The sequence below is a fragment of the Pantoea sp. JV6 genome (assembly GCF_025910055.1).
Taxonomy (GTDB): domain Bacteria; phylum Pseudomonadota; class Gammaproteobacteria; order Enterobacterales; family Enterobacteriaceae; genus Pantoea; species Pantoea agglomerans.
In genome coordinates, this window is record NZ_JAPCIM010000019.1 from 35314 (window position 1) to 58537 (window position 23224).

Consider the following 23224-nt stretch of genomic DNA (forward strand, 5'->3'; position numbering starts at 1 on the left):
TACCAGTCTGCCGGACGCAGACAGGCGTGCTGAACAGCAAGCAGAAAGTGCAGGGGTAACTATAACGCCAGAGGCAGTATGAGAGCACAGCAACCGGGGATGAGAGAGTGGACGTAAAGCAGATGTCGTTCAACAGATTAAAACAACAAAGCAGGCGCGAGGCCTGCTTTATCAGTTAACTCAGACGTAGAGTGACTCTTCACCCGGTGGCCGGGTTTTGAAGCGACGATGCAGCCAAAGGTACTGTTCGGGTGCGCGAAGGATCTGATTTTCGATTACTTTGTTCATATAAGCTGCAGCAGCAGCCTCGTCCGTATGAGGATAATTTTCCAGCATCGGTTCGATGATCAAATGGTAGCCATCATTTCCTGGATTACGAATCAGCATAATCGGCACCATCGCTGGCTTCGCCAGACGCGACAGAACAAAAGTCCCGTTGGTCGTGGCGGCTTTTTCCACCGCAAACAGCGGCGCAAAGGTGCTGCCTTTAGGGCCGTAATCCTGGTCAGGCGCAAACCAGACCGATTCACCCTGTTTCAGGGCATTAACCATACCGCGTAGATCACGACGGTCGATCATCGCTTTATTTGAGCGCATCCGCCCTTTGGTCTGCACATACTCCATCGCCTGGTTATTGTGTGGGCGATACATCGCCATCATTGGCTGACAGAGTCCGCTGATGCGGCCGCCCAACTCCAGTGACATGAAATGCACACCAATCAGCATCACGCCTCGCTTTTCTTTCTGCGCGGCATGCAGGTTTTCCATTCCCGACACTTTAAACAGACGTCTTACCGCACGGTCAGACCAGAACCAGGCAATACCGGTTTCAGCCAGCGCCATCCCAAGCGACGCGAAATTGCCGGCAATCATATGTTCTGTTTTTTCTTCGCTGATGCCCGGAAAGCAGAGTTCGATGTTACGACGGGTAATACGCTCGCGGCGCTGCAGGAAATGGCGAGAGATTTTGCCGGCACCGGCACCGAGACGCATAAGAACAGGATAGGGGAGCTGGACCAGCAGCCAGAGTACGCCAAGGCCAAACCAGGTAAACCAATAACGCGGATGCAGCAGCGAACTGCTAAATTTTCCGGTGTTTTTCATTAACAACCTTCATGGGATAGAGGGATGCATCGCACAAAGAGCACTTCCATGAGTCTTAAGGCGGTACAGCTGTACTGATTTCGACCAACATTTTATCAAAAAGTGCCTTCAAAGAAAGGGAAACTCCGGCATCTACAGGATTGACCTGTTTCATGGAGAAGCGTTAATACCGGCTATAAAAGTACATTAACCCGATAAAATCATTATTTTTCAAATAATTAATCTAAGCCTGAAAGAAGCTTTAATTGTAAGCGAGGCCGTTTCAGGAACAGTCTGGAAATGATTATTTATTTATCTTTACCTGATTCTGATGCTGGCCGCGCTGAAAAAGCGATCAATTCGCGGAAGGAGCTAACTCTTTAAGTGCTGACAGCGCCTGAGAGGGGAACAAAGCGCTACTGCGAGCGCTTTGTTGAGTGGAAATTACTCGATATTCTGAATCTGCTCGCGCATCTGCTCAATCAGCACCTTCAGTTCAATGGCTGACGTGGTGATTTCGGCGTTGATCGACTTCGAAGCCAGCGTGTTCGACTCACGATTGAACTCCTGCATCATAAAGTCGAGACGGCGGCCAACTGCTTCTTTCTTTTTCAGGATGCTGTAAGTCTCTTTAACGTGCGCATCCAGACGATCCAGCTCTTCAGAAACATCAACACGCTGCGCCATCATCACCAGTTCCTGCTCAAGGCGATTGTTTTCCAGCTGGACTTCAGCATCTTCCAGTTTGGCGACCAGCCGCTCACGCTGCCATTTGATCACCTCAGGCATCTGCGCACGCACTTTGCTGACTTCCTGCGAGACGCCTTCCAGACGCTGCTCAATCATCGCTTTCAGGGCGGTACCTTCGCTTTCGCGTGCCGCAATAAAGTCATCAAGCGCACCATCCAGTGCCTGCAACAACTGGGTGTTGATGGCATCCAGATCCTGTTCCTGCGCAGACATCACACCTGGCCAGCGCAGAATATCCAGCGGATTAATCGCGCCTTCGTCGCTCTGCATTTTTACCCAGTTGGCAGCCTGCACCAGCTGTTTCGCCAGCGTTTCGTTGAGCATCAGTTCGCCCTGTGCGCTGGGATCGGCATCATAACGGAGGTTGCACTCAATTTTACCGCGCGTCAGACGCTGGCGAATGCGCTCGCGGATAACCGGCTCCAGCCCACGAAACTGTTCCGGCAGGCGGATGTAGGTTTCCAGATAACGCTGGTTCACGGAACGCAGCTCCCAGGCGGCGCTGCCCCATTCGCCTTTGGCTTCGCTGCGGGCATAAGCGGTCATACTGCGGATCATAAGCGGTACTCATTTGCGGAAAGATGGGTGAAGTATAGCGAGGCGAGCCACGGCATAACAGGCATAAGCGTCGCACAGGAAAATAACGAACCATTTCCGCTTTCAGCGACAGCCACTTATGATGACCATTGACCCTTTGTGAGGATGACTGATCTATGTCTCGCGTTATTGCCCTTCCTGTTGTGATGGCTCTGCTGCTGGCAGGTTGCCAGGCACGCCACTCGCCGCCCACTAAACCGCAACCCATCTGTGCGGGTGGCGACATGATGATGCAGACCACGTTGTGGTTTGGACTGAGCAAGCCTGATGGCGGCAGGGTGAGTTCACTCGACTGGATGAACTTCGTGGATAATGAGGTCACGCCACGGTTTAAAGCGGGCCTGTCGGTCTATGATGCCAAGGGGCAATGGCTGGGCGAGAACGGTCAGCTGGCACGGGAGAACAGTAAGGCGTTGATGCTGATCCACGGGATCGACCCCGCCACCAACGTTGATATTGAGGCGTTACGCAGCCTCTATAAAAAACGGTTTGGTCAGGAGTCGGTTATGCGGGTGGATGCACCCGTCTGCGTCGGATTCTAAGGCGAAAGCGGGCGGCAGAATTGCCGCCCGTTGAATAATCAGATAAACAGACCGGCAAAGGCTGCGGAGAGCAGACTGACCAGCGTGGAGCCATAGACCAGCTTCCAGCCAAAACGGGAAACCACATTTCCCTGTTTCTCATTCAGGCCTTTTATTGCGCCTGCCACAATGCCGATAGAGGCAAAGTTAGCGAACGAGACCAGGAACACCGACAGAATACCCAGTCCACGCGCACTCATGCCTGCCGCGACTTTCTGCAGTTCAATCATCGCCACAAACTCATTCGCCACCAGTTTGGTTGCCATGATGCTGGCCGCCTGCAGGGCATCGGCTTTGGGAATGCCAATCAGCCAGGCCAGAGGATAGAACAGGTAGCCGAGCAGTTGCTGGAAGCTGTAGCCGAACACCGCCGCAAACAGCGCGTTGACGGCAGCAATCAGGGCAATAAAGCCAATCAGCATGGCCAGAATAATCATCGCGACTTTGAAGCCTGCCAGGATGTACTCACCCAGCATCTCAAAGAAGCTCTGCTCTTCATGCAGTTTATCCAGCGCGATAGGCTGCTCATCCTGGCTTTTCATCGGGTTGATGATCGACAGGATAATAAAGGTGCTGAACATGTTAAGCAGCAGTGCCGCAACCACATACTTCGGTTCGATCATCGACATATAAGCACCGACAATCGACAGCGAAACGGTAGACATCGCGGTCGCCGCCATGGTGTAGAGCCGGCGTGGCGGGATATCACCCAGAATCCCTTTATAAGCGATGAAGTTTTCCGACTGCCCAAGAATCAGCGTGCTGACGGCGTTGAACGACTCCAGCTTGCCCATGCCGTTAATCTTCGACAGCAGCGTCCCGAAAATACGGATCAGCAGCGGCAGGATGCGCCAGTGCTGCAATATGCCGATCAGTGCCGAAATAAAGACAATCGGGCAGAGCACGCCAAGGAAGATAAATGCCAGCCCCTGTTTGCTCATTCCGCCAAACACGAACTCCGTGCCCTGTGCGGCAAAACCCAGCAGCGTTTCAAAGAAACCGGCGAACGAACCGACCAGCGCCAGACCCCCGGCAGAGTGAAGGAAGAACCAACCCAGCGCGGCTTCCACCACAATCAGTTGAACAATAAAGCGCAGACGAATCTGTTTACGGTCATGACTGACCAGCAGCGCAAGGGCAAAAATCACCACCAGCGCCAGCAGGAAATGAAGAATGGCGGCCATATGTCTTTTTTATCAGAGAGAAAGGAACGCGCATTTAGCCACAGCTGGCGGGGAATTTCATCTGATGCCTGCGTCAGACCAGCGTAAGAGACAGCGGACAAGGAAGTCCGTATAATGCGCAGCCAATCATTAGCAAGCCGGAGAATACCCATGCGTCCAGCAGGCCGTAGCGCACAACAGGTGCGTCCAGTCACATTGACCCGCAATTACACCAAACACGCAGAGGGTTCCGTTCTGGTGGAATTCGGCGAAACGAAAGTGCTTTGCACTGCCTCGGTAGACGAAGGGGTTCCGCGTTTCCTCAAAGGCCAGGGCCAGGGTTGGGTAACGGCCGAATATGGCATGCTGCCGCGTTCGACGCACAGCCGTATGGCGCGTGAAGCCGCAAAAGGCAAGCAGGGCGGACGTACGCTTGAGATTCAGCGTCTGATCGCCCGTTCACTGCGCGCCGCGGTTGATCTTAAAGCGCTGGGTGAATTTACTATTACGCTCGACTGTGACGTGATCCAGGCCGATGGCGGCACTCGCACCGCATCAATCACCGGAGCCTGTGTGGCGCTGGCTGATGCGCTGAACAAGCTGGTGGCCAGCGGCAAACTGAAAGCGAACCCGATGAAGGGCATGGTCGCGGCGATTTCAGTGGGCATCGTCAAAGGCGAAGCGCTGTGCGATCTGGAGTATGTTGAAGACTCAGCCGCAGAAACCGACATGAACGTCGTGATGCTGGAAGATGGCCGCATGATCGAGGTGCAGGGCACTGCCGAAGGCGAACCGTTCAGCCATGAAGAGTTGCTGACGCTACTGGCGCTGGCTCGGGGCGGAATTGAGGAATTAATTCAGGCGCAGAAAGCAGCGCTGGAAAATTGATGTAACAGGCGACCTCAGAGTCGCCTTTTCTTTATTTGAGGAGTGAGAAATGAAAGCCTGGCAGCGTCAGTTTATTGAATTTGCCCTGAACAAGCAGGTGCTGAAGTTCGGTGAGTTCACTTTGAAGTCCGGGCGTAAAAGCCCCTATTTCTTTAATGCTGGTCTGTTTAACAGCGGACGGGATTTAGCGCTGCTGGGACGCTTCTACGCGCAGGCGCTGGTGGATGGCGCTGTTGATTTTGATCTGCTGTTCGGCCCGGCCTATAAAGGCATTCCGATTGCCACCACCACGGCGGTGGCGCTGGCGGATCATCATGACCGCGATGTGCCTTACTGCTTTAACCGTAAAGAAGCGAAAGATCACGGCGAAGGTGGCCTGCTGGTTGGCAGTCCGCTGCAGGGCAAAGTGATGCTGGTGGACGATGTGATCACCGCAGGCACCGCGATTCGTGAGTCGATGGATATTATCGGTGCGCACAACGCCACTCTGGCAGGCGTGCTGGTCTCGCTTGATCGTCAGGAGCGTGGACGCGGAGAAATGTCGGCGATTCAGGAAGTGGAACGTGATTACGGCTGCAAAGTGACCGCGATTATAACGCTGGCAGACCTGATTGCCTGGCTGGAAGAGAAGCCTGAGATGGCCGATCATCTGGCCCAGGTACGTGCCTATCAGAAAGCGTACGGGATTTAACAGAGGCGGGCGCAATGCCCGCCTTCTTTTACGCTTTACGCCAGCTGGGCGGCAATCAGCGGCCAGCGAGCCTCAAAGTCTGCGGTAGGACTGAAACGAAATTCAGAACGAACATACCGTGACAGTAAACCCTCACAGAAAGCCAGCAACTGACTTGCCAGCAGCGCCTCATCAGCCTGAAAGGCTTCGCCCTCGCGCATTTTCCGTTCCCGCATCACCTGTCGCAGCTGCACTTCAATCCGCTCAAACAGCTGATTGATGCGTCCCTGCAGTCGGTCCTGCTCAAACATCAATGCATGGCCGGTCAGAATGCGCGTCAGTCCCGGATTACGCTCACCAAATCCCAGAATCAGTTGCACGATCAGACGCAGACGCGTCATGGTCTCTTTTTCATCCTTGAGGATCAGATTGATGCGGGTAATCAGACTGTCTTCGATAAACTCAATCAGGCTATCGAACATTCGTGTTTTACTCGGGAAGTGACGATACAGCGCCGCTTCGGAAACGCCCACCGTGGCTGCCAGTTTGGCTGTGGTAATGCGCTGACTGCCATCACCCGACTCCAGCATCTGCGCCAGCGCCTGCAAAATCTCTTCGCGACGATTCCGCTTCGCGACTTTTTTTTCTGCCATGACCTTAAAGACCCCTGAAATTCACCTAAAAACAGGCAACACCTACGCATCTGCCACAGGAACGCGTCCTGTGGCGATGAGGAAAAAATAACGGGCGTAAGTGAAAGTCGGTAATGCGGGTTACTGGCGACCGGAGTGGCCGAAGCCGCCTTCGCCGCGCAGGCTGGCGTCGAAATCTTCGACCAGATTAAATTCCGCCTGCACCACCGGTACAAAGACCAGTTGTGCCATGCGATCGCCGGGTTGCAGCGAGAAGCTTTCCTGGCCGCGATTCCAGACCGAGACCATCAGCTGTCCCTGATAGTCGGAGTCAATCAGCCCCACCAGGTTGCCCAGCACGATGCCATGTTTATGGCCAAGGCCTGAGCGCGGCAGGATCACAGCGGCCAGGTCGGGGTCGGCAATATGAATCGCCAGGCCGGTCGGAACCAGCGTTGTGGTGCCTGGTGCGATGTCGAGAACATCATCAATGCAGGCGCGTAAATCTAACCCAGCGGAACCTGAAGTCGCGTAGGTCGGCAGTGGAAACTCTTTGCCGACGCGCGGATCCAGAATTTTAACGTCTATTTTTTTCATCATAACGGCTGACAATCTCGTCTATTAATTGTTGGCCAAGGAGAGACTTATCGCTGAGCGGTAAGCGTTTTTCTCCATCCTGCCAAAAAAGGTGAAGAGCATTGGTGTCGCTATTAAACCCCTGTCCGGCTTTAGCGACGTCGTTAGCGCAGATCAGATCCAGATTCTTGCGCACCCGTTTTTGCCGGGCGTATTCTTCCACATTCTGTGTTTCAGCAGCAAATCCAACGACGAATGGCCGGTTTTCCTGAAGTGCAGCGACGCCGGCAACAATATCGGGATTCTTTACCAGGTTCAGCGTGACGTTATCATCGCCGCCCTGTTTCTTGATTTTATCGGCCGCAATATCGGCTGCCCGGTAGTCTGCCACGGCTGCGCTTGCAATGAAAATATGTTGTTTATCTATCTCACTCATGACGGCGGCCTGCATCTCCAGCGCGCTGGTCACATCAATTCGCCGCACACCCGCTGGCGCAGACAGGTTGACCGGGCCGCTGACCAGCGTGACCTGTGCACCGCGTCTGGCGGCGGCGGCGGCAATAGCAAAGCCCATTTTGCCGGAGCTGTGGTTAGTGATGTAGCGCACCGGGTCCAGCGCCTCACGGGTAGGGCCGGCGGTAATCATAATGTTGAGATGTTGCAGATCGTTGACGGGCGAGGCCCACTGCACCGCATGGTCAACAATCACCAGCGGGTCGAGCATCCGGCCCGGCCCGACATCGCCGCAAGCCTGGCTGCCGCTGTCCGGTCCCCAAATCAGCACGCCACGCGCCTGCAGGCTCTGCAGATTATGCTGGGTCACCGCCGCACGATACATCTGCTGATTCATAGCGGGCACCACTGCCACGGGTGAGGCCGTCGCTAACACGGCGGTCGTCACCAGATCGTTTGCCATACCGGCAGTAATACGGGCAATCAGGTCAGCAGTGGCCGGTGCCAGCACAATAAGGTCGGCCCATTTTGCCAGTTCAATATGACCCATCGCCGCCTCCGCTGCCGGATCAAGCAGATCGTCAAATACCGGATAGCCGGAGACAGCCTGCAGGCTGAGCGGAGTAATAAATGCTTTCGCACCCTCTGTCATCATCACGCGGACATCAGCACCGCGATCGCGCAGGCGGCGCACCAGCTCAGGTGCTTTATAAGCAGCAATACCGCCGCTCACGCCAAGAAGAATTTTTTTGCCGGCTAATCCCATCATGATGTTGGCCTCACTAAGCTCTCTGCCGCTCGCGGCGGCGAATGCACGGACTTTATCACAAAAGCGCGGATGCGCCTTTTCACTGACTGCGTTTGCGAGCCGTCTCGTAGATTGCAGCTTCACTGATAGCTGCACTCTTCATGATGGGCCATGCTGAGGCTCATCTCAGGGAGAGCGGACATGAAAATAAAGGGACCACGGGAAAAACTCCGGAAGCTGGGTGCGCATGCCCTCAGCGATACCGAACTACTGGCCATTTTTCTCCGTACCGGATCGCCTGGACAGAACGTCCTGGAGCTGGCCGGACAGATGCTGGACGGTTTTGGCTCGCTTTATCAGCTCATGACGTCAGACAAAGCGGCATTCGGTGAAATCAAAGGGGTCGGCGATGCCAAGCTGGCACAGCTTCATGCGATTGCCGAACTGGCGAAGCGTTTTTTCGCCAGTAAGCTGGCCCGCGAAAGCGCAATGGAAAATCCACAAATCACGCGCCAGTATCTGCAAAGTCTGTTAGCCCATCAGGAGCGTGAGATCTTCATGGCACTGTTTCTGGATAATCAGCATCGGGTGCTGCGGGCACAAAATATGTTCTCTGGTTCCATTAACAGCGTGGAAGTTCACCCCCGCGAGATCGTCCGGGAAGCGCTGAAGCTCAATGCTGCCGCTCTGATACTGGCGCATAATCACCCGTCGGGCATGGCGGAGCCGAGCCGTGCAGACCGTGAAGTGACCCATAAAGTCAGCGAAGCCTGCCAGCTACTCGACATCCGTCTGCTCGATCATCTGGTGATTGGTCATGGCGAATATGTCTCCTTTGCCGAGCGGGGATGGCTCTGACAGGGGGAAATTTCACGCCAGGTGGCGGCTTTTTGCCCGATCATTCGGGATCTTTATCTGTTCGGGACTTGAGCACTTGGGCTGAGCGGCGTATACTACGCCACCTTTGAGAATCTCGGGTTTGGCGGTTAGGCCAGCTTAGCGGGTTCCATGGAATTCGCCTGGCGGGCTGCAAGCCTGACGAGGCGGCCCAAACCTAATTTTTAAAGCTCGAGCTGATTTGATTTTTGGAGATATTGACATGTCACGAGTCTGCCAGGTAACTGGAAAGCGTCCGGTGACGGGTAACAACCGTTCCCACGCAATGAACGCGACGAAACGCCGTTTCCTTCCGAACCTGCACTCACACCGTTTTTGGGTTGAGAGCGAGAAGCGCTTCGTTACTCTGCGTGTATCTGTTAAAGGTATGCGTATTATTGATAAAAAGGGCATTGATACGGTGTTAGCCGATATGCGTGCCCGTGGTGAGAAGTACTAAGGTACTAAGGAACTGAATCATGGCTAAAGGTATTCGTGAGAAGATCAAGCTGGTTTCCTCTGCTGGTACAGGTCACTTCTATACCACCACGAAGAACAAACGTACTAAACCAGAGAAGCTGGAACTGAAAAAGTTCGATCCGGTTGTACGTCAGCATGTGCTCTACAAAGAAGCTAAAATTAAGTAATTTTAGTGTTCTGCTAAAAACCCGGCTCCGGCCGGGTTTTTTGTTTGTGTAAAACGCTGAGGAGAGGGTATGCCAGAGTTGCCAGAGGTTGAAACCAGCCGTCGCGGTATCGAACCGCATTTGGTCGGTGAAACCATCCTTCACGCCGTGGTGCGTAATTCGCGTTTGCGCTGGCCTGTTTCGCAGGAGATCCTGGCGCTAAGCGATCAGCCAGTGCTCAGTGTGCAGCGCCGGGCGAAATATCTGCTGCTGGAGCTGCCGCATGGCTGGATCATTATCCACCTTGGCATGTCCGGTAGCCTGCGCGTGCTGTCAGAAGAGCTGCCAGCGGCGAAGCATGACCATGTTGATCTGGTCATGAGCAACGGCAAAGTGCTGCGCTACACCGACCCGCGCCGCTTTGGTGCCTGGCTCTGGAGCAGCGATCTGGCGGGCAGCAGCGTGCTGGCACATCTCGGGCCGGAGCCGCTTAGCGAGGAGTTTGACGGCGCTTACCTGTTTGAGAAGTCACGCGGCAAGCGGACGCTCATCAAGCAGTGGCTTATGGATAACAAAGTGGTGGTGGGCGTGGGCAACATTTACGCCAGCGAGTCACTGTTTACCGCCGGGATCATTCCCGATCGTGCTGCCGGCAGTCTGTCGCAGGCCGAAGCGGAACTGCTGGTCAATACCATCAAAGCGGTGCTGTTACGCTCCATTGAGCAGGGCGGAACCACACTGCGTGACTTCTTACAGAGCGACGGTAAACCCGGCTATTTTGCACAGCAGTTACAGGTTTATGGGCGGGCAGGCGAACCCTGCCGGGCATGCGGTACGCCGATTGTCAGCGGCAGACACGGGCAGCGCAGCACCTACTGGTGCCCGAACTGCCAGCATTAAGCCAGTTTAGCCAGCAATGCCTGATGCACCGGCGCGGGCAGGAAGGCGGTAACATCGCCGCCGTGACGCGCCACCTCTTTGACCAGCGAAGATGAGATAAACGAGAAGCCTTCAGACGGCATCAGGAAAACACTCTCCAGCGTTGGCAGCAGGTGACGATTCATCTGCGCCAGCTGCATTTCATATTCAAAGTCTGACACCGCACGCAAGCCACGAACCAGCACATTCGCCTGCTGGTCACGGGCGAAATTCGCCATCAGGTCGCTGAATCCGACCACCTCAACGTTGGGCAGATGGGCTATCACTTCACCGGCCAGCACCACGCGCTCATCCAGGCTGAACATTGGTTTTTTGCTGGGGCTGGCGGCAACGGCCAGAATGACCTGATCAAACATCTGCGCTGCTCGCGTCACGATGTCGAGATGGCCGAGCGTCACAGGATCAAACGTTCCGGGATAGATGGCTTTCGTGATCATACTCGCCCTTTTGCCGAAGCATGATTCAGCGCCCAGAGGGCTGAATATTTATTGAAGGTATATTGCGCATTGACCACCGCCAGAATCCAGCCCTGCTTTCCGTCGAGAAAACCGGCACGCAGCAGCAGGGTTTTCACAAATGCGCCCAGCGTATGGCTGAACAGAGAAAACAGGCTGCAACGCTTACCGCGCCGATGGCGTTCCGTAGCCCAGGCTTCGGCATAAGCCAGCTGCTTGCGCTGAAAGGCGATTAAATCGCGGCAGGTCAGATGCTGCAGATCGCCGGGTAATGCCACCACCGGCGCGCCGTCACTCTGCAGTGATTCATGCACCAGATTGTCATTGTAGCGGAAGGTGCGTGGGTAGAGTCGCATGACGCGGTCAGGATACCAGCCGCTATGGCGCATAAAGCGGCCGAGAAACAGATTACTGCGGCCCAGGCTATAAACCGTACGGCTGGGTGGCGCGACCAGCACCTGCTCAATCGCGGCGCGCAGTTCAGGTGTCACGCGTTCATCCGCATCGATCATCAGAATCATGTCGCCGGTGGCATAGTGCTGCGCGCGCTGGCGCTGGATGCCATAGCCCTGCCAGTCATCATTGTGGTAGACCTTCGCCCCAGCCTGTGTGGCGATGTCGACACTGTTGTCATGGCTGCCTGAGTCCAGCACGATAATTTCATCGGCCCAACTGACCGAGGCCAGGCAATCAGGCAGCAGTTCCGCTTCGTTTTTGGCGATCATCACCACGGAAAGACGTTGGCGTACTGACATTAGTGGGCCCGTGGTGGCAGATGCGGTTCGAGTAACTGTAGCAGACGCTGTAGCGCACCCTGATTCTGGTGCAGCACGTCTACCGCATGACGTCCGTAATAACGGCGGTAATCATCATCCTGTAACAGGTTGGTGACCTCTTTTTCCAGCGAAATCACGTCGGTGACGGTGATCAGCCCCTGGCCTTCCTGCAACTTGCTGCAGATATCTTTGAAGTTCCAGATATGGGGTCCCATCAGAACCGGAAGCGCATGGGCAGCAGGCTCCAGCGGGTTGTGTCCACCCCGTTCAACCAGGCTGCCGCCGACAAAGGCCAGATCGGCAATGCCGTATAGCAGCATCAGTTCACCCATTGAGTCTCCGATGACCACCTGCGTTGAGCCAGACGGGATCTCGCCGCTGCTGCGCAGGATAAAACTGAAGCCACGTTCCTGCGTCAGTTCACGGGCATCGTTAAAACGCTCGGGATGGCGGGGCACCAGAATCAGCAGCAAATCCGGGAAGGTCTGCAGCAGGCGGCGATGGGCATCCAGCACAATGGCCTCTTCACCTTCGTGCGTGCTGGTGGCGATCCACACCGGACGGCGCGGCGCCCACTGACGACGCAGCGTCACCGCTCTGGCGGCCAGTTCTGGCGTCACGGAAATATCAAACTTCAGGCTGCCGGTAATCGTTAGTTGAGAACGTTTCAGGCCCAGGCTCAGGAAGCGGTCGCCATCTTCAGCATTCTGCGCCGCGATAAGCGTGATGTTCTGCAACAGCCGGCGCATGAATTTACCCAGCTTGCGGTAGCCTTTGGCCGATCGGGCCGAGAGGCGGGCATTGGCGATCACCAGCGGAATATTACGCTGGTGCAGAATGCGGATAATATTCGGCCATAGCTCGGTTTCCATGATGATCACCAGGCGTGGGTTGACCGTATCCAGAAAACGATTAATCGAACCCGGCAGATCATAAGGCAGATAGACGTGATGCACATCTTTGCCAAATGCAGATTGCGCGCGTTCAGAGCCGGTAGGCGTCATGGTGGTGACGGTAATCGGCAGGGTCGGGTAACGATGACGCAGAGCGCGCACCAGCGGGATCGCGGCCAGGGTTTCACCCACAGAGACCGAGTGCAGCACAATGCCGTCGGGCTTAACTTTGCCGACACAATAGCCATAGCGTTCTGCCCAGCGTTTGCGATAGGCAGGCGCTTTACGACCGCGCAGCCACAGGCGCAGCCAAATCAGTGGCTGAATTAAGTAGAGCAATGCGGTGTAAAAGGTCGTCATAGTTACCGTTACAGCAAATTCGCGTCTAAAATCAGATGGCGGCATGTTATCAGAAACCCCGCATGCACTCATCCCACATTGTCAGTTGCTGCTCAGGACCTGCTGATAAAGCGAAGTCAGCGCCTGCGCCAGCCGTTGTGGACCATAAGGTTCAATTTTGCGCCGCGCCGCGTCACCCATTCGTGAATCGACGGAAAGCGCCGGTAATGCATTAACAGCCTTATTTAACCCGTTGATATCCAACGCATCACAGACGAAGCCTTCCTGACCAGCGGTAATAAATTCTGCGCCACCGCAGCCAGTGCTGGTAATCACCGGTAAGCCGCAGGCCATCGCCTCCAGTACCACATTAGGAAAAGGATCGTAGAGGGTGGGCAGCAGCAGGCCATCAGCCGCGTGATAGAACGGCTGCACATCCTGCTGTACGCCGACAAAGCGCAGGCGGTCCAGACAGTTAAGCTGATTTGCCAGCTGCTGATACCGCTGCAGTTGCTTATCCTGACCCACCACAATCAGATAACGGTCGCTGGCAGCCAGCGCCTGTATCGCCGCTTTCAACCCCTTGCGTTCAAAGCCGGAGCCGACATAAATCAGTACGGTGGCCGCATCGGGCAGCGCCAGCTGCTGACGGGTGGCGCGACGTGCTGCTTCCGTGGCGGGCTGGAAACGGCTGGCGTCGATAGCATTATGAATAACGTGGATTTTTCCGGCGTCGAGCGAGAAACAGCGCAGGATATCGCGCTTTACCATCTCAGAATTACAGATCACCGCTTTCAGCGTCGGAGAGTTAAACATCTCCGCTTCCGCCTGCAGGACATAGCGATGATAAGGGCTGAGCACAGCACTCAGTCGTTGCCACGATGAGACGATGCGGGCGCGCTGTTCCAGCCAGACGCGATGAACACCATCACCCGCGCGAAAAATATCACAGCCCGCGATGCGCTCGTGGCTTTGCACAATATCGAACTTTTCGCGCTCCCAGCAGGCGCGTGCTGCAAGGGCAAAACCGCGCTCACGGGATACCCGGCCCAGCTTTGCAGGATTACAGATATGCAGATGCCAGTCAGGATTGGGTGTGCCCTGCCAGCTGCGGGTAATGATGTTGAGATCGAGCTGCTCGCTGCCCAGCGCTTCCAGCGCGCGCGAGATAAAACGCTCGGCACCGCCATCCGGACGATATTTCTGCCGGACAATCGCCAGCCGTAACTTACTCATTCAGATAACTCCTCGCTGCCGCGACCACATCCTTCACCGGAATGGCCGACAGATAACGCTGGTCTGTTTTGGTGTCGATGGAATCGGGTGAGGGCAGCGGGCCATAATCCCCCGCCCAGATGACATGATTATTGTCGCCCCATGGCCGCCAGTGCTGCAGCTTGGTCGGGCCAAACAGCGCAATACAGGGCGTTTCAAGTGCGGCGGCCATGTGCATTGGTGCAGAGTCGACACCAATAAACAGCCGGGCATGATCGATAAGCGCCGCCAGCTGTGGCAGAGTAAACTGACCGGCCAGCGAAACCACATCCGGCGACGCACACAGTGCCCGAATGCGGTTGATCATCGCCAGCTCCTGTTTGTCCGGCCCGGCGGTCAGCACCACTTTGCGGCCCGGCTGCGCCAGCTGATCGAGCGTGGCGGCAACACTCTCCTCTTCCCAGCATTTAAAGCCCCAGCGTGAGGTCGGCTGCACCACAATATAGGGCGCGGTTACCTGGTGTTCTGCCAGTCGGGTCAGCACAATTTGCTGGTCAGCGTCGCTGTAGTGCATTGAGACCCGTGCGCCGTCGCTGCTGATGCCGAGGGGTGCCAGCGCCGACATATTCTGCTCAACGGTATGCAGCTTGCTGTGATTGTGTGTGGAGACTAGCTGGTTGTGACACCATCGCCACAGGACGTTATCACGTTTTTTATAGGCAAAACCGATGCGAACGGGTGCCGCAGAGAGCCGCGTAATCAGGGCAGCCCGCCACTGATCGGCCAGATTAATCACCAGATCATAATGTGCATCACGTATGGCGCGAATTAATGCACGCTCATGGCCCAGCTTGCGCCAGGTGCCCTCCTGCTTCCATTTACGATCGATGACGTGCAAATGGCGGATAGCCGGATGCGCTTCCAGCATCGGACGCGTCTCCTGATAGAGCAACACGTCGATGCTGGCCTGCGGATAACGCTCATGAAGCGCATTGATGGCGGGCGTTGTGAGCAGCATGTCACCATGATGGCGCAGCTTAATCAGTAATATATTTTTTGGAGAGATGTTTGCTGGAGTCAGGCTGGCCATAAACAAGAGTTCTCAGAATTCAGTGAACCGATTGTAGGGCAAACCCTTTTTAGGATAAAGCCAGCCTCAAAGGTTATTTATCACGCCAGCGATAGAGCCGGGCCAGCCACAACAGCAACTGATACCACTGCTTAATTCCCCGGGCGTTGCGTAACATGCGCAGGTGTGTCCGGGTGGCGAACAGCTCGGCAATGATTGCCTGGCGTGCGCGGGCGTCAGGCTCACGTCTTACACTGTGGCAAACGCTGAGCGCTTCATGGGTCACCTGATAGTGAAACGACGGGTAGATCTTCACGCGGTCACGATAGCGGTCATTGAGCTCTTCCAGCAGTCGCGCAATCTTCATGTAGTGACGCTGATACTCTACGTTGCGCTCGCCGGTACGTTTGCGATTGCTGATTGAGGCGTCGTGCATATAGTAGCGATAGAGTACCGCTTCGGTATAACGCACGCGTTTTGCCAGCAGCATAAACTCGGTGGTCCAGGGAATATCCTGATGATGCAGGCCGGGTTCAAACTGCAACTGATGCTGCTCAATCAGTTCCCGGCGATAGATGCCCAGCCAGACCACATGCATATAACGATGGGTTTTCAGCGCGGTATTCAGCCAGTCGGCACCGCTCAGTACCGGCGTGCTGCGCAGGCGATCCAGCGGAATCAGCGGCTTTACCCGCTGGCTGTGTTTGAAAAACCACTCGGCGTTGCACTGTGCCGCATCCAGATTATCTGCCTCCGCCAGTGTCACCAGCGTCTGATACATATCGGGTTGCATGGTGTCATCCGCATCAGGGAAGGTGACATATTTCCCGCGGGCAATCGCCAGTCCGGCGTTGCGGGCGCGCGAGACGCCGCCATTTTCCTGATGTATCACACGAATGTGAGAATGCTGCTGTGCATACTGATCGGCGCGCTCGCCTGAGCCATCGGTTGAACCGTCATCGACGATAATGATCTCAAGCAGAGTCAGCGTCTGCGCCAGCAGTGACTGCATGAACTCATCAAACATGCCGCCCGCATTGTACATCGGGGTAATGATACTCAGCAGAGGAGAAGTACTCATGACAATATCTGCACCAGCATTGTATTCACTGCGAAAAGGCGTTGCCTCGTCATAAATCATTTCCAAATCAGCAGAGTGAAATCAGGGAGTTCACAATTATAAAACGATGTTGCATCCCTGCTTTACTAAAAACCACGCCCGACAATAATAATGCGCTATATGCGCTTTTTTTACGCAATGTGGCCGTGCAGGTAAACAGATTATTATGCTGGCTTGCTGTCAGCGTCGTTATTACAGAGGTCGTGGCAAACAGCCGGCGGGATAAATGGCGGGAAAGTCAGGCGCTGAAATAACAGCGCCCGTATCAATCTGATAAACCTGAGTGTGCTATTGCTCACTCTGTTTAAAAAACTTGAGACTGACATACTTCATCATCCAGCTCAGGCTTTCAGCATACTGTTTCTGATGCCATTTTACGCGGGCGAATCGCTTCATCTCTTTATAATGCTTTGGTGTATCAAGCGGTTGTGAAGCCCAGGGTGAGCGCTGGTAATAGCTGTAGTAGCGGTGGGAAAGATCGCTGCCAGCCCATGCATGCCAGGGTTTGCATTTACCGGTGTAGTGAATCATCACCGTCTCTTCTGGCACGCTCGTGTGATCCCAGACTTTATTGGCGATGATGTCGTAAATGTGGTTATAGCGGTCTGGCAGGATCAGGACCTCATCCTCCAGCACGATATTCAGCGCATCCTGATCGGGAAAACCAAACTCTGCGCCCCGCGTTACCAGCACGTCGGTAATGCGCGCGGTGGTCTGCCTTTCGAGCCAGCGTGGAATATTAATCAGCATAAAGCCGGAGTTGAAATAGTGGTGGTGCTTCAGCCCCAGCCTTGCGCACTGGTTATGTCGCGCTCGCGGTGTGTCATTACAGGCCGCCAGCGTGTAATCAGTGATATCCAGCGTGAACAGGGGAGAGTAGTCGCCCACCACCAGGGTGTCAGCATCAATATAGATCACCCGATCGCTGTAGCTCGCTACGGTTTCCGGGATCAGGAAACGGTAGTGGATACTTTTGGGATAGCGTCCGACCGCAGGCAGCTGATCAACCCAGGCACGGTTAAAGATATGCAGCGTGATCGCCAGACGATGGCCCGTGGCCAGTGAACGCAGTTTTTCCACATCCTCTTCGCAAAGCGAGTCTGAAAAAACATGGGCGTGGAAAGCGGTATCAGGATGATGGCTGAGAAGTGAAAACAACGTAATGCCCAGGCCACGCGCGTAGGCGTAGTTGATGCCAAACGCAACATGAACCGGATTATCATCCGTGTCAGCAAGCGTGTTAACCAGCAGCTGACTTTGCTGAACGGCCTCAGCAAGAGGGGTAATTGCCATTACGCTTCACTATTCCAGATTATGAGTAATAAACGTTTGTATTCTAGTCAGTTTATCGTGATCCAGCCCGAATAATTTTTCAGCAGGCTGATCAAACTGAAAACGGGTGGCAAAAACGAACGTCGACGCAGCAATATTATCCGGTCCGATAAACAAAACGTTATTGACCGGACGCTGTTCCCTGACTTCACACGGCCCGTAAAGCATGATCACCGGTATCTGCTGCGCATCCGCAATATAAGCATTGCCAGAGTCAGAGGAGATGTAGAAATCCATCTGTGCAATGGCCCACGGAACCTCTTCCAGTTTTAGCTCACCAATCAGACTGACGATATTGTCTTTCGGGCCGGTCAGGCTCAGTAACTCATCCAGCCACGGCTGCTCAGCCGGTGGGCCAAACACATAAAAGGTGCAGGGCAGGTCAGCCAGCGACGCCATCAGCTGCTGCCAGATGCTGGCAGGAATGGTTTTAGCCCGGTTACCAGCAGAAATACTGATGCCAATTTTAATACCGCTGCGCGGATTAAGCAGCGCGGCGGGCGGCGCAGGCGGCTGCCAGAGCGGTGAGGTCGCATGCTTAGGGAAATCGGTGTAGCGGTAGTCACGATTAATCAGCTTCAGGTAGCTGTCGAGCGTTAAATCCGTTTTGGTGTGGTCGACAATACCGCTGGCGCTGCGATAGAAGGTCTTATGGTAGGACTTACGCACATAGGTGCGCAGAAACTGCTTGTTCGATGCGTTGCAGAGCGCGGCGAAAAACAGGTTCACGCTGTTTGGCTGCACCAGATAGACGTTGTCATAGCGGTTCATCAGCGTGAACGCGAGCTTCAGTTTGGCAAAAAAGCTGCGCTTCGCCTCTTCAATCAGGAAATAGCGGCTGACCGTGTCATCGTGACGCGCCAGCGGCTCCACCGCTTTGCTGATCAGCAACTCAGACTGACCCAGTGCGCGCAGCATCGGGGTGATATTAATAAAATCACCAATCTTTGCCGTCTGGATGATCAGGCTGCGTCCGGTTGGCCGGTAAAACAGCCGCATTATGGCCCGGAAAGGCAGCAACAGCAGGTAGATCAGCACATAGTTCATGGCATGTTTTCCGTAATAACGGCCCGCAGTTTCTCTGCCACCGTGTCAGCAGTCAGCTCTGCCAGATTATGATTCGGGGCGCTCAGTGCCTGTTGGTTCTGCCCGTAACCGCCAATCAATCCAGGATCGGTCGGACCATACAGCGTGAGGTTGGGGCGATCCAGTGCCGCCGTCAGATGGCTCAATCCGGTGTCCACTGAGACCACCGCGCGTGCGCCCGCCAGCTGTTGTGCTATCGCTTCCAGCGTCAGCTTAGGCAGTACATCGACATGCTCAAATCCTTCTGCAAGGCGCTGCGCACGCTGATGCTCATGTTCAGCACCCCAGGGCAATTTCACCCGCAACCCGCTGGGCTGCATCTGCTCAATCAGCTGTCGCCAGTGTGATTCCGGCCAGTGCTTGTTGTCACGCGTCGTGGCATGCAGAAAGACCAGGTAATGATGTGCGTCAGCGGGCAGATGATGCAGGAAGTGTCCAGCAATTGCGTAGTCACCCTGACTTTGCGGCTTTTCATAGCCCAGGCTTTTGGCGAACAGTTCGCGCGTCCGCTCAACCGCGTGCTGTCGCTTACTGACCTCATGGCGGATGTCATACCACCAACTGGCGAACGGCTCACGCGCGCTGCGGCTGTCCTGCCCATGTTTCACCCCTTTCGATAAGCGGGTGACCAGCGCGGCACTTTTGATCAGGCCCTGTGCATCAATCACGATATCGTACTCACGTGACTGTAACGCGCGCTTAAACAGCACGCGCTCTTCACGCTGCTGACTGCCAAACCAGTGTTTGCGCCAGCGGCGAATCGCAACCGGTAACACCTTATCTACTGCGGGATGCCAGCCAGGGATCTGTGCGAAATTCTCTTCCACTACCCAGTCGAAACGGATGCCGGGAATGGCATGCATTGCATCGGTCAGTGCCGGGAGCGAATGCAGCACATCGCCCATTGATGAGGTTTTAACAATCAGGACGTGCATGGCACCTCCTGTGGCGCGAGCAGTTCGCTCAGCGTCTGATGTACACGTTCAGGCTGAATATCGATCAGGCTCTGGTGATAGCCCTGTTCGGCATCGCCTTTGCGCACTTTGTGATAGCCGGTAATCAGGCGAATAATTCGCGCCTGCTTTGCCAGCGGCGGCGTAAAGTCAGGACTGCTTGGTCCATAGAGCGCCACCAGTGGACGATCCAGCGCCGCGGCGATATGCATCAGGCCGGAGTCGTTGCTGACCACGGCACGGCATTGTGCCAGCAGAATCACCGCCTGTTCCAGCTGGGTTTCACCCGCCAGATTACGGCAGTGGCCGCGAGCCTCTTCGGGCAGCGCAGCGATAATCTCTTCGCCGGTCGGGCGATCTTTGGCGGAGCCAAACAGCACGATCTGAAAGCCTTCAGCAATCAACTGGCGGGCCAGCGTGGCGTAGTGATAGTGCGGCCAGCGTTTGGCCGGACCAAATTCAGCGCCCGGACAAAAACCGATGACCGGACGGGTCGCGGCGAGCTGAAACTGTGCGGCCGTTTCAATTTTTTCCTGCTCTTCAACCTGCAGTTTTGGCCACAACAACGGCTGGGGCAGCTGCGCCGCCGACGCAACAGGTGTGTCGTAGCCCAGCGCAACGTAGCGCTCAACCATCAGTGGAAATGCGGCTTTATCCAGCACGCGCAAATCATTCAGCAGGCCATAGCGCATTTCACCGCGCCAGCCGACGCGGCGTTTTATTCCGGCAAAGAAGGGGACCAGCGCCGACTTGAAGGAGTTAGGCAGCACATAAGCACGGTCGTAGTGACTGGCGCGCAGCACTTTGCCCAACCGGCGACGCTCACCGATTTCCAGTGCGCCATGCCCAAGCGGCATCGCCAGCGCCTGATTCACCTCCGGCATTCGTGACAACAACGGACGGCACCATGCAGGTGCCATCACGTCAATCACCGCATCGGGATGTTCGGCCTTGAGGGTGCGATAGAGACTTTGCGACATCATCATATCGCCGACCCACGACGGGCCGATTACCAGAATTTTCATCGCCGGAGCAGCTTCCTTTATGCGTTACGGTTCAGCCAGACCATATAGTCAGCGACGCCCTGCGCCACCGTTTTAAATGGCTTGTCGTAGCCGGCGGCACGCAGCTTAGTGAGATCGGCCTGAGTATAGGCCTGGTACCGTCCTTTGAGTTTTTCCGGGAACGGGATGTACTCGATCTGACCTTTCTGGTGGAACTTCAGTACTGCGTCAGCCACTTCCTGGAAGGACTCGGCGCGGCCTGTGCCACAGTTGTAAATCCCGGAGACGCCATTTTCCCAGCACCACAGGTTCACTTCCGCAACATCATCAACGTGGATGAAATCACGTTTAAAGCCGTCGCTGCCTTCAAACAGTTTTGGATTTTCATCGTTGCTGATCTGCGTGTTCAGATGGAAGGCCACGCTTGCCATGCTGCCCTTGTGGCCTTCACGCGGTCCATAGACGTTGAAATAGCGGAAGCCGCATACCGGCGAGTTCGCTTCCGGCAGCATCTGACGGACGTAATGGTCGAACAGCATCTTAGAGTAGCCATAAACATTAAGCGGCTGCTCATACTGACGCTCTTCAATGAAATTCTCGTTGCGTCCGCCGTAGGTCGCTGCGGAAGAGGCGTAGAGGAACGGGATCTCGCGCTCAAGACAGAAGTGCAGCAGCTCTTTGGAGTACTGATAGTTGTTCTCCATCATGTACTTGCCATCCCACTCGGTGGTGGAGGAGCAGGCGCCCTGATGGAACACCGCTTCGATCGGGCCTAAATCATCGCCCGCCATCACGCTCATCAGGAACTCTTCTTTGTCCATGTAATCGACGATATCCAGGTCGACTAAATTGGCAAACTTGGTGCCATCCTTCAGATTATCCACCACCAGAATGTCGGTGTGACCGCGATCGTTCAGCGCTTTGACGATGTTGCTGCCAATCATTCCTGCGCCGCCAGTTACGATAATCATGTTGTTACCTTCAACGTTGTGGGGTGAAACAGGAGGTTTCACACACGAATACCTCACATCATAACATTTCATCAGGGTGCAGACAGCCAGATGACTCTGTAACGCTTTGTGCGTACATCCTTGCGGCGTGAACTATGCTGCAAAAATGACATTCTGTTGGGCGATTTATCGTGAAGAAGCGGCCTGTTCAGTAAGATATGCCAGATTTTTGCCATCTGAGGAGAGCAATGATGCCTGCGCAATTTTATCAACAACTTCGTCAGCAACTTGATGATGCACGTCAGGAAGGACTGTTTAAACAGGAGCGGATCATCACCTCTGCCCAGCAGACGGAGATCGCGGTTGGCGATAACCCGGCGGTGATTAACTTCTGTGCCAATAACTACTTAGGTTTAGCGAACCATCCGGCGCTGATTCAGGCGGCGAAAGAGGGGATGGATTCGCATGGTTTTGGCATGGCGTCGGTGCGCTTTATTTGCGGCACGCAGGATAGTCATAAGCAGCTGGAAAAGCGGCTGGCAGACTTTCTCGGCATGGAGGATGCCATTCTTTACTCCTCCTGTTTCGATGCCAATGGCGGCCTGTTTGAAACCCTGCTCGATGCGCAGGATGCCGTCATCTCTGATGCGCTGAACCACGCTTCCATTATCGATGGCGTCCGGCTGTGCAAAGCGCAGCGTTACCGCTATGCCAATAACGATATGGCGCAGCTGCGCGCCTGCTTGCAGGAAGCGCGCGCTAAAGGCGCGCGTCATATTTTGATCGCCACCGATGGGGTCTTCTCAATGGATGGGGTGATTGCGAATCTGCCCGCTATCTGCGATCTGGCCGACGAGTTCTCTGCGCTGGTGATGGTGGATGATTCCCATGCGGTGGGCTTTGTCGGGAACGCCGGACGCGGAACCCATGAATATTGCGACGTCATGGGCCGGGTCGACATCATTACCGGCACGCTGGGTAAAGCGCTGGGTGGCGCCTCCGGTGGCTACACCGCCGCAAAAGCAGAAGTGGTGGAGTGGCTGCGCCAGCGTTCCCGTCCCTATCTGTTCTCTAACTCGCTGGCCCCGGCCATTGTTGCCGCCTCGCTGCGGGTGCTGGATCTGCTCAGTGAAGGCGACGGGCTGCGTCAGCGTCTGTGGGACAACGCCCGTTACTTCCGGGAGCAGATGACGGCGGCGGGCTTTACGCTGGCGGGAGCCGATCACGCCATTATCCCGGTGATGCTGGGTGAAGCCAGCGTCGCCCAGGAGTTCGCCCGCCTGCTGCAACAGGAAGGCATCTACGTTACCGGCTTCTTCTATCCGGTGGTGCCAAAAGGTCAGGCACGCATTCGCACCCAAATCTCTGCGGCGCATACCCAGCAACAGCTGGAACGTGCGGTGGCGGCCTTTACCCGTATCGGCAAACAACTGGGCGTTATCGCCTGAGG

At 55.3% G+C, this 23224-nt stretch carries 25 protein-coding genes; 8 read left to right on the forward strand and 17 right to left on the reverse strand.

Features of this window, described 5'->3' with window-relative positions:
* Positions 1-180: 180 nt before the first annotated feature.
* Positions 181-1104: a kdo(2)-lipid IV(A) palmitoleoyltransferase gene (lpxP, locus tag OK412_RS18110; RefSeq protein WP_031591897.1), complete on the reverse strand. Its 924-nt coding sequence runs from the start codon at positions 1102-1104 to the stop codon at positions 181-183.
* A 423-nt stretch (positions 1105-1527) separates the two neighbouring features.
* Complete coding sequence (locus OK412_RS18115; RefSeq protein WP_264353411.1) at positions 1528-2391, reverse strand: YicC/YloC family endoribonuclease; 864 nt, start codon at positions 2389-2391, stop codon at positions 1528-1530.
* Positions 2392-2546: 155 nt separating this feature from the next.
* Here OK412_RS18115 and OK412_RS18120 point away from each other — a divergent pair, with 155 nt between their 5' ends.
* Positions 2547-2972 carry a DUF3574 domain-containing protein gene (locus OK412_RS18120; protein WP_010672099.1) on the forward strand — a complete coding sequence of 142 codons (426 nt, stop codon included), beginning with the start codon at positions 2547-2549 and terminating at the stop codon, positions 2970-2972.
* A gap of 38 nt (positions 2973-3010) precedes the next feature.
* On the opposite strand, the gene OK412_RS18125 is transcribed toward OK412_RS18120, so the two are convergent.
* On the reverse strand, positions 3011-4195 hold the full coding sequence (locus tag OK412_RS18125; RefSeq protein WP_010672098.1) for a NupC/NupG family nucleoside CNT transporter: 1185 nt from the start codon (positions 4193-4195) through the stop codon (positions 3011-3013).
* Positions 4196-4345: 150 nt separating this feature from the next.
* Between OK412_RS18125 and rph the strand changes: the two genes are divergently transcribed.
* Both rph and pyrE read left to right on the forward strand, forming a co-directional pair.
* The gene (rph, locus tag OK412_RS18130; RefSeq protein WP_010258378.1) at positions 4346-5062 is read left to right on the forward strand and encodes a ribonuclease PH; all 717 of its coding nucleotides are present in this window, start codon (positions 4346-4348) and stop codon (positions 5060-5062) included.
* A gap of 49 nt (positions 5063-5111) precedes the next feature.
* On the forward strand, positions 5112-5753 hold the full coding sequence (pyrE, locus tag OK412_RS18135; RefSeq protein ID WP_031591887.1) for an orotate phosphoribosyltransferase: 642 nt from the start codon (positions 5112-5114) through the stop codon (positions 5751-5753).
* A gap of 35 nt (positions 5754-5788) precedes the next feature.
* Here pyrE and slmA read toward each other — a convergent pair whose 3' ends face one another.
* The 3 genes from slmA to coaBC all read right to left on the reverse strand — a co-directional run bounded on the left by slmA (position 5789) and on the right by coaBC (position 8162).
* The gene (gene slmA / locus OK412_RS18140; protein ID WP_010258372.1) at positions 5789-6385 is read right to left on the reverse strand and encodes a nucleoid occlusion factor SlmA; all 597 of its coding nucleotides are present in this window, start codon (positions 6383-6385) and stop codon (positions 5789-5791) included.
* Between the two features lie 120 nt (positions 6386-6505).
* Positions 6506-6964: a dUTP diphosphatase gene (gene dut, locus OK412_RS18145; RefSeq protein ID WP_022624903.1), complete on the reverse strand. Its 459-nt coding sequence runs from the start codon at positions 6962-6964 to the stop codon at positions 6506-6508.
* On the reverse strand, positions 6942-8162 hold the full coding sequence (gene coaBC, locus OK412_RS18150; RefSeq protein WP_187493098.1) for a bifunctional phosphopantothenoylcysteine decarboxylase/phosphopantothenate--cysteine ligase CoaBC: 1221 nt from the start codon (positions 8160-8162) through the stop codon (positions 6942-6944). The genes dut and coaBC overlap by 23 nt, the downstream gene beginning before the upstream one ends.
* 180 nt (positions 8163-8342) lie before the next feature.
* On the opposite strand from coaBC, the gene radC reads away from it, so the two are divergent.
* From radC to mutM, 4 genes are all read left to right on the forward strand, one after another.
* The gene (gene radC, locus OK412_RS18155; protein WP_010258361.1) at positions 8343-8999 is read left to right on the forward strand and encodes a RadC family protein; all 657 of its coding nucleotides are present in this window, start codon (positions 8343-8345) and stop codon (positions 8997-8999) included.
* Positions 9000-9240: 241 nt separating this feature from the next.
* On the forward strand, positions 9241-9477 hold the full coding sequence (rpmB, locus tag OK412_RS18160) for a 50S ribosomal protein L28 (protein WP_006121249.1): 237 nt from the start codon (positions 9241-9243) through the stop codon (positions 9475-9477).
* Positions 9478-9496: 19 nt separating this feature from the next.
* Positions 9497-9664 carry a 50S ribosomal protein L33 gene (gene rpmG, locus OK412_RS18165; RefSeq protein ID WP_003024094.1) on the forward strand — a complete coding sequence of 56 codons (168 nt, stop codon included), beginning with the start codon at positions 9497-9499 and terminating at the stop codon, positions 9662-9664.
* 69 nt (positions 9665-9733) lie between these two features.
* A complete protein-coding gene (gene mutM / locus OK412_RS18170) occupies positions 9734-10543 on the forward strand; it encodes a bifunctional DNA-formamidopyrimidine glycosylase/DNA-(apurinic or apyrimidinic site) lyase (protein WP_031591878.1) in 810 nt (269 codons plus the stop codon).
* Here mutM and coaD read toward each other — a convergent pair.
* From coaD to rfaD, 11 genes are all read right to left on the reverse strand, one after another.
* Positions 10540-11019, reverse strand: a complete 480-nt coding sequence (gene coaD / locus OK412_RS18175) for a pantetheine-phosphate adenylyltransferase (RefSeq protein WP_264353413.1) — start codon at positions 11017-11019, stop codon at positions 10540-10542. The two genes, mutM and coaD, sit on opposite strands and share 4 nt — an antisense overlap.
* The gene (locus OK412_RS18180) at positions 11016-11792 is read right to left on the reverse strand and encodes a glycosyltransferase family 2 protein (protein WP_264353414.1); all 777 of its coding nucleotides are present in this window, start codon (positions 11790-11792) and stop codon (positions 11016-11018) included. The genes coaD and OK412_RS18180 overlap by 4 nt, the downstream gene beginning before the upstream one ends.
* Positions 11792-13066 carry a lipid IV(A) 3-deoxy-D-manno-octulosonic acid transferase gene (gene waaA, locus OK412_RS18185; RefSeq protein ID WP_264353415.1) on the reverse strand — a complete coding sequence of 425 codons (1275 nt, stop codon included), beginning with the start codon at positions 13064-13066 and terminating at the stop codon, positions 11792-11794. The genes OK412_RS18180 and waaA overlap by 1 nt, the downstream gene beginning before the upstream one ends.
* Before the next feature lie 81 nt (positions 13067-13147).
* Positions 13148-14281, reverse strand: a complete 1134-nt coding sequence (locus tag OK412_RS18190) for a glycosyltransferase family 4 protein (RefSeq protein WP_264353416.1) — start codon at positions 14279-14281, stop codon at positions 13148-13150.
* On the reverse strand, positions 14274-15350 hold the full coding sequence (rfaQ, locus tag OK412_RS18195; protein ID WP_010672090.1) for a putative lipopolysaccharide heptosyltransferase III: 1077 nt from the start codon (positions 15348-15350) through the stop codon (positions 14274-14276). Before rfaQ ends, OK412_RS18190 begins: the two co-directional genes overlap by 8 nt.
* A 73-nt stretch (positions 15351-15423) precedes the next feature.
* On the reverse strand, positions 15424-16410 hold the full coding sequence (locus OK412_RS18200) for a glycosyltransferase (protein WP_223564656.1): 987 nt from the start codon (positions 16408-16410) through the stop codon (positions 15424-15426).
* A 327-nt stretch (positions 16411-16737) separates the two neighbouring features.
* Complete coding sequence (locus OK412_RS18205) at positions 16738-17742, reverse strand: glycosyltransferase family 8 protein (protein ID WP_089415157.1); 1005 nt, start codon at positions 17740-17742, stop codon at positions 16738-16740.
* A gap of 9 nt (positions 17743-17751) precedes the next feature.
* Positions 17752-18828 (reverse strand): glycosyltransferase family 9 protein, encoded by a 1077-nt coding sequence (locus tag OK412_RS18210; RefSeq protein ID WP_050680319.1) that lies wholly within the window; start codon positions 18826-18828, stop codon positions 17752-17754.
* A complete protein-coding gene (rfaC, locus tag OK412_RS18215) occupies positions 18825-19802 on the reverse strand; it encodes a lipopolysaccharide heptosyltransferase RfaC (protein ID WP_010258262.1) in 978 nt (325 codons plus the stop codon). The genes OK412_RS18210 and rfaC overlap by 4 nt, the downstream gene beginning before the upstream one ends.
* Complete coding sequence (rfaF, locus tag OK412_RS18220; RefSeq protein ID WP_010258260.1) at positions 19790-20845, reverse strand: ADP-heptose--LPS heptosyltransferase RfaF; 1056 nt, start codon at positions 20843-20845, stop codon at positions 19790-19792. The genes rfaC and rfaF overlap by 13 nt, the downstream gene beginning before the upstream one ends.
* Positions 20846-20862: 17 nt before the next feature.
* The gene (rfaD, locus tag OK412_RS18225; RefSeq protein ID WP_010258257.1) at positions 20863-21795 is read right to left on the reverse strand and encodes an ADP-glyceromanno-heptose 6-epimerase; all 933 of its coding nucleotides are present in this window, start codon (positions 21793-21795) and stop codon (positions 20863-20865) included.
* Positions 21796-22025: 230 nt separating this feature from the next.
* Between rfaD and OK412_RS18230 the strand changes: the two genes are divergently transcribed.
* Positions 22026-23222 (forward strand): glycine C-acetyltransferase, encoded by a 1197-nt coding sequence (locus OK412_RS18230; protein WP_061704418.1) that lies wholly within the window; start codon positions 22026-22028, stop codon positions 23220-23222.
* The last annotated feature ends 2 nt before the right edge of the window (positions 23223-23224 follow it).

Bases quoted from the DNA above. Each gene is read 5' to 3' on its own strand.
- rph (WP_010258378.1), top strand. From the start codon at position 4,346: ATGCGTCCAGCAGGCCGTAGCGCACAACAGGTGCGTCCAGTCACATTG.
- rfaC (WP_010258262.1), bottom strand. From the start codon at position 19,802: ATGCACGTCCTGATTGTTAAAACCTCATCAATGGGCGATGTGCTGCAT.
- waaA (WP_264353415.1), bottom strand. From the start codon at position 13,066: ATGACGACCTTTTACACCGCATTGCTCTACTTAATTCAGCCACTGATT.
- lpxP (WP_031591897.1), bottom strand. From the start codon at position 1,104: ATGAAAAACACCGGAAAATTTAGCAGTTCGCTGCTGCATCCGCGTTAT.
- OK412_RS18190 (WP_264353416.1), bottom strand. From the start codon at position 14,281: ATGAGTAAGTTACGGCTGGCGATTGTCCGGCAGAAATATCGTCCGGAT.
- pyrE (WP_031591887.1), top strand. From the start codon at position 5,112: ATGAAAGCCTGGCAGCGTCAGTTTATTGAATTTGCCCTGAACAAGCAG.
- OK412_RS18200 (WP_223564656.1), bottom strand. From the start codon at position 16,410: ATGAGTACTTCTCCTCTGCTGAGTATCATTACCCCGATGTACAATGCG.
- OK412_RS18205 (WP_089415157.1), bottom strand. From the start codon at position 17,742: ATGGCAATTACCCCTCTTGCTGAGGCCGTTCAGCAAAGTCAGCTGCTG.
- slmA (WP_010258372.1), bottom strand. From the start codon at position 6,385: ATGGCAGAAAAAAAAGTCGCGAAGCGGAATCGTCGCGAAGAGATTTTG.
- dut (WP_022624903.1), bottom strand. From the start codon at position 6,964: ATGATGAAAAAAATAGACGTTAAAATTCTGGATCCGCGCGTCGGCAAA.
- rfaQ (WP_010672090.1), bottom strand. From the start codon at position 15,350: ATGGCCAGCCTGACTCCAGCAAACATCTCTCCAAAAAATATATTACTG.
- rfaD (WP_010258257.1), bottom strand. From the start codon at position 21,795: ATGATTATCGTAACTGGCGGCGCAGGAATGATTGGCAGCAACATCGTC.
- rpmB (WP_006121249.1), top strand. From the start codon at position 9,241: ATGTCACGAGTCTGCCAGGTAACTGGAAAGCGTCCGGTGACGGGTAAC.
- rfaF (WP_010258260.1), bottom strand. From the start codon at position 20,845: ATGAAAATTCTGGTAATCGGCCCGTCGTGGGTCGGCGATATGATGATG.
- OK412_RS18230 (WP_061704418.1), top strand. From the start codon at position 22,026: ATGCCTGCGCAATTTTATCAACAACTTCGTCAGCAACTTGATGATGCA.
- OK412_RS18210 (WP_050680319.1), bottom strand. From the start codon at position 18,828: ATGAACTATGTGCTGATCTACCTGCTGTTGCTGCCTTTCCGGGCCATA.
- radC (WP_010258361.1), top strand. From the start codon at position 8,343: ATGAAAATAAAGGGACCACGGGAAAAACTCCGGAAGCTGGGTGCGCAT.
- OK412_RS18180 (WP_264353414.1), bottom strand. From the start codon at position 11,792: ATGTCAGTACGCCAACGTCTTTCCGTGGTGATGATCGCCAAAAACGAA.
- coaBC (WP_187493098.1), bottom strand. From the start codon at position 8,162: ATGATGGGATTAGCCGGCAAAAAAATTCTTCTTGGCGTGAGCGGCGGT.
- OK412_RS18115 (WP_264353411.1), bottom strand. From the start codon at position 2,391: ATGATCCGCAGTATGACCGCTTATGCCCGCAGCGAAGCCAAAGGCGAA.
- mutM (WP_031591878.1), top strand. From the start codon at position 9,734: ATGCCAGAGTTGCCAGAGGTTGAAACCAGCCGTCGCGGTATCGAACCG.
- OK412_RS18125 (WP_010672098.1), bottom strand. From the start codon at position 4,195: ATGGCCGCCATTCTTCATTTCCTGCTGGCGCTGGTGGTGATTTTTGCC.
- rpmG (WP_003024094.1), top strand. From the start codon at position 9,497: ATGGCTAAAGGTATTCGTGAGAAGATCAAGCTGGTTTCCTCTGCTGGT.
- coaD (WP_264353413.1), bottom strand. From the start codon at position 11,019: ATGATCACGAAAGCCATCTATCCCGGAACGTTTGATCCTGTGACGCTC.
- OK412_RS18120 (WP_010672099.1), top strand. From the start codon at position 2,547: ATGTCTCGCGTTATTGCCCTTCCTGTTGTGATGGCTCTGCTGCTGGCA.